Annotated in this window: 6 protein-coding genes; 1 reads left to right on the forward strand and 5 read right to left on the reverse strand. The window is 49.3% G+C overall.

Annotated features, from left to right (window positions below):
• Positions 1-1,338: 1,338 nt before the first annotated feature.
• The 5 genes from PsW74_RS26625 to PsW74_RS26645 all read right to left on the reverse strand — a co-directional run bounded on the left by PsW74_RS26625 (position 1,339) and on the right by PsW74_RS26645 (position 5,612).
• Positions 1,339-2,112 carry a hypothetical protein gene (locus tag PsW74_RS26625; protein ID WP_063286971.1) on the reverse strand — a complete coding sequence of 258 codons (774 nt, stop codon included), beginning with the start codon at positions 2,110-2,112 and terminating at the stop codon, positions 1,339-1,341.
• 436 nt (positions 2,113-2,548) lie between these two features.
• Positions 2,549-3,097 (reverse strand): hypothetical protein, encoded by a 549-nt coding sequence (locus PsW74_RS26630; RefSeq protein ID WP_063286972.1) that lies wholly within the window; start codon positions 3,095-3,097, stop codon positions 2,549-2,551.
• 22 nt (positions 3,098-3,119) lie between these two features.
• Complete coding sequence (locus PsW74_RS26635; protein WP_063286973.1) at positions 3,120-3,575, reverse strand: hypothetical protein; 456 nt, start codon at positions 3,573-3,575, stop codon at positions 3,120-3,122.
• Between the two features lie 38 nt (positions 3,576-3,613).
• Positions 3,614-4,483, reverse strand: coding sequence for a methyltransferase (locus PsW74_RS26640; RefSeq protein ID WP_193775911.1), 870 nt, complete (start codon positions 4,481-4,483; stop codon positions 3,614-3,616).
• Positions 4,484-4,997: 514 nt separating this feature from the next.
• The gene (locus PsW74_RS26645; protein WP_063286974.1) at positions 4,998-5,612 is read right to left on the reverse strand and encodes a recombinase family protein; all 615 of its coding nucleotides are present in this window, start codon (positions 5,610-5,612) and stop codon (positions 4,998-5,000) included.
• Between the two features lie 527 nt (positions 5,613-6,139).
• On the opposite strand from PsW74_RS26645, the gene PsW74_RS26650 reads away from it, so the two are divergent.
• Positions 6,140-6,592 (forward strand): hypothetical protein, encoded by a 453-nt coding sequence (locus PsW74_RS26650; protein WP_063286975.1) that lies wholly within the window; start codon positions 6,140-6,142, stop codon positions 6,590-6,592.
• Positions 6,593-7,350: the final 758 nt, after the last annotated feature.

A 7,350-nucleotide genomic window follows, 5' to 3' on the forward strand; every position in this document is an offset into this window, starting at 1 on the left:
TTTCGATCACAGTTCCGCACAGGATCGGGCACAACTATAGTTCTGATTTATTTCAATTTTTATGTACCAAGGGAAACTGCGGGGTTTTGGTAGAATTTCCTTAAAACTGTACGCTAATGTTATCCACAATTAGATTTCCGTATCCATCCTCTATTTTTGCGCAGCAAAAAAGCCGTTGAGCACGTCAGTGCGAATAAGCTCAATTCGACGAGTTTGCTCAAACTCGTCGAATTTTCGCTAAGCGGCACCGCTTAGCCTATCTTGCCAACTTTCACTCTTGGAAACTCGTAGAAACTCATAGAAACTCTTGGAAACATGCGGAATCTCGTAGAAACCATTGGGATCTCGTGGAAACTCTTGGAAATCACTTCACCAAGTCCTGGAAACTCGTGGAAACTCATAGAAACAGCCAGAAATTGAGCATTTATCTCCGCGATTGAAGAAATCTGCACGATTGCACATCCCAAAGCCAATAATGGTGTCAAGTGGCAAATCACTGATAGGGGTAAAATACATTTCAACTGCAATGACATTTCGTGGTCAAGTATCGAAAGTGCATGAAGCATGGCGCATGAAAATTGCAAATTATCAATTGCTCGCTTGACAGCTCGCAAGCCATTGAGGCGGAAAAAGTGAAGATTCGCGAAAGATCATTTCAGAGCTTAGCGACAATACCTGGGCAAGCTTTGGGGTAGCGCGGAGCATGTGTGAGCTGCCAAGCTTGCGCATGATCTGCGCGTCAAGGCGTTATGCAATCTGTGAGTGCAACGAGCGATTGCATAGCGCCGCCCTGCCCCGATCTGCAAAATTGAGTGCGAGGCATCGTGTGCCCTGCAAGGGTGCCGATGCCGAGTGCTCAATTTTGCAGACGGTTGGCAAAAACAATGAGCGCAGCGCCAATGCTGGAAGGCGGAGTGGGATCGGCAGATCCCGCGCAGACTGAAAGCGTTGGAGCAAGCCCAAAATCACCGGCGCTCTGTAAAGCAGTGCTAATTGATTTTTTGGAAATCTCGGAGTAGTATACCGGAGAGGAAGGGAGCTGAGCCCCCTTCCAAACTACTGACTTACTTTAAAGAGACTTGGAGTTTCAGTGTCCAGCTGGTCCGAGTCTTTTTTAGTTTCAGCGTGACAGAAATTGGTAGATACCACATCTCATCACTCTCCGGTTTTAGGGCAAGGCTGTTGCCTCAGTCGGGAGAGCCTATCTTTCCCGATACGCTGGCTGGATCAGCGACGCTGCTTTAGCCCCAAAACTCTTAACTGCTTGTAGCAGATGCACCCTCAAGTTGCTATGTGCAATGCACCCATGGGAAAGTTGGTCCAGTGGTTTCGCGGTTGCTAAATCAACCACTGAACATCTTGATTTTCGCAACGTTTCAGAGATTGCTCCTCATGAGCCAAGTGCTGCTCATCTATGCGGGTTTGGTCTAACTTATGGCGATGGGTGAAGCGGTTGCCTTGCCAATCTCGGGCCTTTACTGACCAAGTAAACTCATGGTCGTATCGCTCTGACAGCCCCGCGACAACTTCAGCAAAGCTTTTAGCTACATGTGTTTCAAAGAAGTCAACATCAACCTCATATACGAGCCCCTCATATTGGAGAACTGAAATCTCACACTGGAACTCTCCTTCAAGCAAAACCTCTTCCGGCTCTTCATCTTCATCAGCCTCGTCGTCGTACTCCTTCACATAAAGCGGCCAATCTTCGCGCAAATCCGGCTCATCCTCTTCTAGGTAAGCCCAACCCACCTGCTCTTTCTGCTCTTCAGTAAGAAAGACCTGCCCCGCCTGGATGCACCGGTTGCCCTCATAAATTGCAAGATCAGAGCCGTAGACCCTCAGGATTTCTGCGCCTTCGTACAGCTCTTCTAGCTTCTCAATAGCATCCTCAAAATCGAGAGCATCTTCGTGAATGGTGATCACTTCCCCCTCATGAAAGAGGTATGCGATGTAGCATTCTGTAAAAGGCATCACGTCTTCATCTGTGAATACCTCAATGACAGACTTATCTAAGCTAGGCAGCAGCGCAGCATATTTTGCAGCTGGTGTTTTTGCCTGTGCGGCAAAGCCAGCGACATTGGCGAAGAACTTGAAAAGATTACGAATGGTCATGAGGGTTACTCCCGCGTCTGTAGTGTCCGTCTCTCTTTCTCCGTCAAGAAAGCGGGTGAGCGTGAGCTAGTGAGGAGAGAGGCTGTCCACATTCTCCCGCAGCCCGAAAGGCGAGGAAGATTGTGGTCAGGGGAGTGACGATCTAGCTCTCGTGAGGGCGAAGCCCTTGCAGCAGCCCCTCATGCATGGATGACAATGGAAGAGAAAAGCCGTGCTGCTTGCTGAAGGCTGGCATGTGGCCGGTGCGCCGGTCGCTTGCCAGCCGCAAGCCCATGACAGACAAGAGTGAGATGGATTGCGGGCTCGATGCGGGATCAGCCGATCCCGCTGTGCGCTTGCAAGCCAGGTCGCCCCGCTCTTAGATCACTGAAACTGGAAAGCTAGCCAAAACGAAAAAGGGAGCCTGCGCTCCCCTCCTCTGCCGCGTTCCTCACACCTACTCGGAACCGTCATGAGAGTAGGCATACAAGCTCTCATCAATCGGCCCATCACAGTCAAAGAGAATGTGGGAGCAGTCCTGCGCCCATGCAGCCGTGAGACAGCTAAGCAAATCAATGGGAAGCTCCTTGCTGCTGTAGTCGTAGTCTCTGCAGGCGGAGATAAACAATCCGTTCACGAGGTTGCCACCATAGAGCGGGAAGGTCTCAGGCGTCTTCTCGCCAAGCATTGCAAGCGTTTTGGGGGATAGGTGAGCGGTCGATAGATCGAGAACAGATAAGACATTCGAAGCCCGGCTCACAGGTTGTTCCTGCCGCTGAACTGGGGCCTTATCAATTTCACAGACAATCGCACTTGGATCTTCAAGATAGTGATGAGTGGCTTCCATGTACTGATCCATCATCGCAAGCATCAAAGATGGAAGCTCTCTGCCAAAATCGCAGCCTTGAGGGCTGTCGTCCGGGTGAAACATCAAGTCTGCTTTATGCAGTTCAATCAGAAAGGTGATTGCGGTTAAAGAGCAGGTCGGCTTTGTGAAGTTGTACATGGGGTGTCTCTGGATCTGTGCGTTAGAAAAGGCTTGGCTGCTGGTAGCCGGTCGGGCTCGCTTCAACTTGCTGCCGATGCGTTGCAGCCTTTTGGGAAAGTTTGTGTGTTGGGATGTGGGCAAGGCTGGCCGTTGTCTGCTGCCACTCGGCAAGCCCTGCCTTGCTCATATGGCGCTCAATCGCCTGCTTTAACTCATGATCGGTTTCACTAAGGCGCATGAGAGCTGCAACAACAAAAGCCCCGTCATACATTTCAAAGCAATTATCAAAGGCGCGGCTGTCTTCTCCAAGACAAAACCCTTCCCGCGCATAATTCACCCGCTGCTTAAAGGTCGTGTTTTGCGGGTTGATCAGACGCTTCCAAGCCCTGGCACAGTAATAATCTCCCATATCATCAACCTGCCGCTCTTGTTGTGGCAAATGGAACGTCTTGCATCCTTCGCAATACCAGTTTGGTGCATCTTGCTTCGTTTTCATATTCTCAGATCTCCTGTTCAAACTAGCCCCGTGCCCCCTCAAAAGAGGGAGAGTTGAGCAGTTGGGGCTACGTTGGAGATGGCGGCAAGAGGGGGAAGGCAAACCGGCTCCACGGGCACAACAGGAGGTGCCAGCACTGGTGTGGTAGTGAGCTGGACTTCCTCTACCTGACACGGTGAAAAGTCGATCAGGGCCACCTCACACAGCGGGGAAACACCTTTCCAGCTTTTGCGGTAGACGGCGGTATCAATCCCCACGCCGGCCGTCATTTCAAAACCCTGTTTAGCTGCAAACTTGCCGCCTGCGCTGGTTGGTGTCTGGCGATGGCACTGCACACCAGAATAAGCAAAGCTGGCGGAATTCTGGGGAATGATAAATGTCCCCTCATCTGCAAGTTTTGAGGCAATATCTATAACATGATGTTCAAACAGCCCGCCTTTATAGCTTGGGCCATTGCCTGAGCGCGGCACCTTGCCAAAGGGCGGGTTGCTGATCGCCTGATCAAACCGGCCAAGGTTGAGCTCTTCCCACTCAAACACATCAGCACAAATCCAGGTTGCCTCCGGAAGCAGTTTCTTTCCAACGGCCACATAAGCGGGGTTGCGTTCAATGCACACGATTTCCGGCGCTCTGCCGTTGCGCTCTTTTAAGCGGTGGTAGACTGCAAAAGACAGCATTCCAATGCCAGCACAAAGATCAATGATCCGGTGGCCACCACAGTCAAATGAGAAATCAAAAGCCAGATCCCAAGGGGTGAAAAACGCACCACGGGAGCCGTTTTCAAACTCAGCACCTTCATGCCAGTTTTGAAAAACAAAATCCTTGTCGTTCTCGGTGAGCACGTCTTTGTTAAGGAGTTCCACTGCTTGTGCGTGGCGCTTTGCTTCTGCTTTGGTGAGTTTAGCCATTGTTCTTGCTCCCTGTGAGGTCCGTTTCATTTCCTTTGTCTTTAAAACGGGTGTGCGGGAGCTGGTGAGAAGAGAGGCTGTCCATGATCTCCCGGAGCCGCCAGGTGAGGAAGATTGTGGTCAGGGGAGCGACGAACTAGCTTTCGTGAGGGCGTGAGCCCTTACAGCTACCCCTCAGGTCAAAACGACAGAAAAGAAAGAAGAAGGTGCAACCCAGCACGAATGACAGTCACCGTATGGCAGAGACAGACTGCCTAAGGCACTTAGCAAGGCTTGGCGCTGTGGTGGCTCTGGAAGAGACAACGCGGCTCCTTTGCCGCGTTTGGTGGTGTGGTGGTTTGGCTCTGCAAGCGCCGAGAGGCGCGTTGACTAGCCTGACCCGTCAGGGACGTGTCCAATTACCAATCAAACCAAAGAGATAGTGCCAACTATGACACTGAGGGCCATAGAAACCCAAACAACCCCGGACTTTCGGGCGTTTCCATCATGGGTTGATCTGATCTGAATGGCGGGCTTAATCTTGCTCCCTCTTCCCAAACATTATTTCCCGCAACTCATCACGGGGGATATTGGCGAAGGCATCGAGTTTCTTAGTCTTCGGTTCTAACAAACTGTAAATCGTGGCACGTGAAACGCTGAAGGTTGCCGCTATCTGTGAGATGGTCTTGCCTGAAGCCTTCATTTCAACAGCTTCAAGCTGCTGCTCTTCGCTCAGTTTAGACGGTCGCCCCTGCTTCCTCTTCGCCTTCTCAATCGCCAATGCCCGCCGCTCATCATCCAGCCCGCGAGCGAAGCCAACAAACGCCGCCATAACCTGAAACACACCAGGGTTTTCTAGTGTGTTTAGTCCCTCACGAAGAACCACCACATCAACGCCTAGCACTTGACATTTAACGAAGAATTCAGCGATATCACGTTGATATTCCGCAACACGATCCAAAGAGCAAAATACCAACACATCACCCGCAACAGCCTCTTGCATCAGCCCATCAAGCCCAGGCTTCAGGAAGGAGCGCCGCGAAATTCCCTCATCAACGCGGAAGGTTTCGCAGTTTGCGGCTCGCAACTCTTCCATCTGGTCTTCTTTGGTGTGCTCGGTTTTGTCGGTTCTTATATAGCCACGTATCATTTCGAATACCCAAGTGTAGCAAAAAATCAATTTCAAATATTTTACTACACTTCATTAGTGCGTATTAAAAGATTGCAATTACATATTTTCCGACATTATCCATTTTAAATGCCCGAGTGCGTTTGCGGTACTATAGAGCAAAAAGAGGTATGGTCTGTGAGTAATAGAGCCTCATATTGAAATGACGCCCAATGATCCGAAGTTGCCTGTCAACGCGGTTCGATTTCATAATTGAAGTCTGGACTTTGCTGACGTTCGCTGCGGCGTAGAGAACTGGAAGTGAGTATGGCTACGTCAAGATGCGTCGGGCCAGGAGCGGACTTTAAAGTGGTTCCACCAAAGGTTGAGGTAAGTCTTTTTGAAGTAACTGCAGGCGCTTTCGAGAACACTTTGTGGTTGGATCTATGCGCTCAGTGTAGCTGGATGTGTCACAGGTTCGGAGCTCTTATTGCCGATGCTACAGTCCGTCTGGGTGTGGACTTAGTCGGATGCTAGATTATATCAAGTGCGGGCTAGAGGAGGTTTCTATGCTGTGGAAGGATGCAGCTCAACATTTTGAAATCGATGGGTCACTTCGTGATATTATAATAAGTGGAACAACAACATCAGACTGGGACAAACTGATTAGCCTATCCGCAGAGTTTGGCAGAGTGTCGTATGAACGCGACGGGATATCGGCAGAACTTCCAGCTTCTGCCTCCAGGCTATTAAATGACAAAGAACATGCACATGTTTTCAAGGTGGACCTTTGCGGCCCCGTCGCAAATACTCATTTTTTCATCGAAGATGAAATAGAGTTTGATATCGATCCAAGAGAAATCAGATCTCAAGCTACGTTACATAATGTGCTTAGTTTTTGTTCTAAGCTTAGCCGGGCACTAAAACGCGACGTAAAAATTACAGAAGAAAACACCCCTGAAGCCATATTGCTTTACTACCGATACGCTGAACAAGTTTGGCGAATGCCAACGCTGTCATAGTGAGCTAAACCGGACATTTATGGGGGCCAGAACAAGTTTTGCTCGCAGGCGTACGCTAAGCGATTTATCTTTTATTGTCAGTAAGGTGCCTAATAATGTCCGTTTACGGATAGGGATCGATCACTTGGACATAAAATAGGTAAATACCCTTTTGAACATTCCAATGTTCTCTGTTTGTCTGTCTTACCGTACGATTTTTGACAGATCTTGTTCTTGCCCCAATAAACTCATTCGGAAGCTTGGATTTTGAACTTTGATTGAGGAAACCAGTTTTTTGAACCTAAATTTTCAGGGCTTTGTAAACTTGTGATCGAAGGTGATGAGTTCAAGAAATTCTACGTTTCTTTGAACGTTAGAGCGAGCCTAAGGCACGCTTGGAAAAAATTACACGTATCATGAACATCCCCCATTGAAGGATTGTTCCAAATATCCCTTACATTTCAATGACGGGCCAAAAGCGGCCGGGGCTGGGCCAAAAACGGCCCGCTGATTTCTCTGGTTTATCAATAATATAGCTGATTTGCTTAGATCTCGGTAACTTTCTGGGCCATTTCTGGCCCAGCTTTACGTAGCGGTATTTATTTTACAGCGCCGCGCCGTGAGTGATTTTACACATGATTTGAAATTAATTTCAATTGATATTTCAAGGGTTAAATATGTTTCCGTGCATTCTTGGATGCTGGTTTTGTCAAGTTGGCATGCAAGTTGCAGTTGTGTTGGTACGCTGTCGCAGACTGGGGTCTGGGGCTGTGGCCCAT

Origin of the sequence: Pseudovibrio sp. W74, assembly GCF_001623085.1 — a bacterium.
Classification (GTDB): Bacteria; Pseudomonadota; Alphaproteobacteria; order Rhizobiales; family Stappiaceae; genus Pseudovibrio.

Excerpts from the sequence above, each read along its gene's own strand:
- PsW74_RS26625 (WP_063286971.1), bottom strand. The coding sequence starts at position 2,112 with ATGACCATTCGTAATCTTTTCAAGTTCTTCGCCAATGTCGCTGGCTTT.
- PsW74_RS26630 (WP_063286972.1), bottom strand. The coding sequence starts at position 3,097 with ATGTACAACTTCACAAAGCCGACCTGCTCTTTAACCGCAATCACCTTT.
- PsW74_RS26635 (WP_063286973.1), bottom strand. The coding sequence starts at position 3,575 with ATGAAAACGAAGCAAGATGCACCAAACTGGTATTGCGAAGGATGCAAG.
- PsW74_RS26640 (WP_193775911.1), bottom strand. The coding sequence starts at position 4,483 with ATGGCTAAACTCACCAAAGCAGAAGCAAAGCGCCACGCACAAGCAGTG.
- PsW74_RS26645 (WP_063286974.1), bottom strand. The coding sequence starts at position 5,612 with ATGATACGTGGCTATATAAGAACCGACAAAACCGAGCACACCAAAGAA.
- PsW74_RS26650 (WP_063286975.1), top strand. The coding sequence starts at position 6,140 with ATGCTGTGGAAGGATGCAGCTCAACATTTTGAAATCGATGGGTCACTT.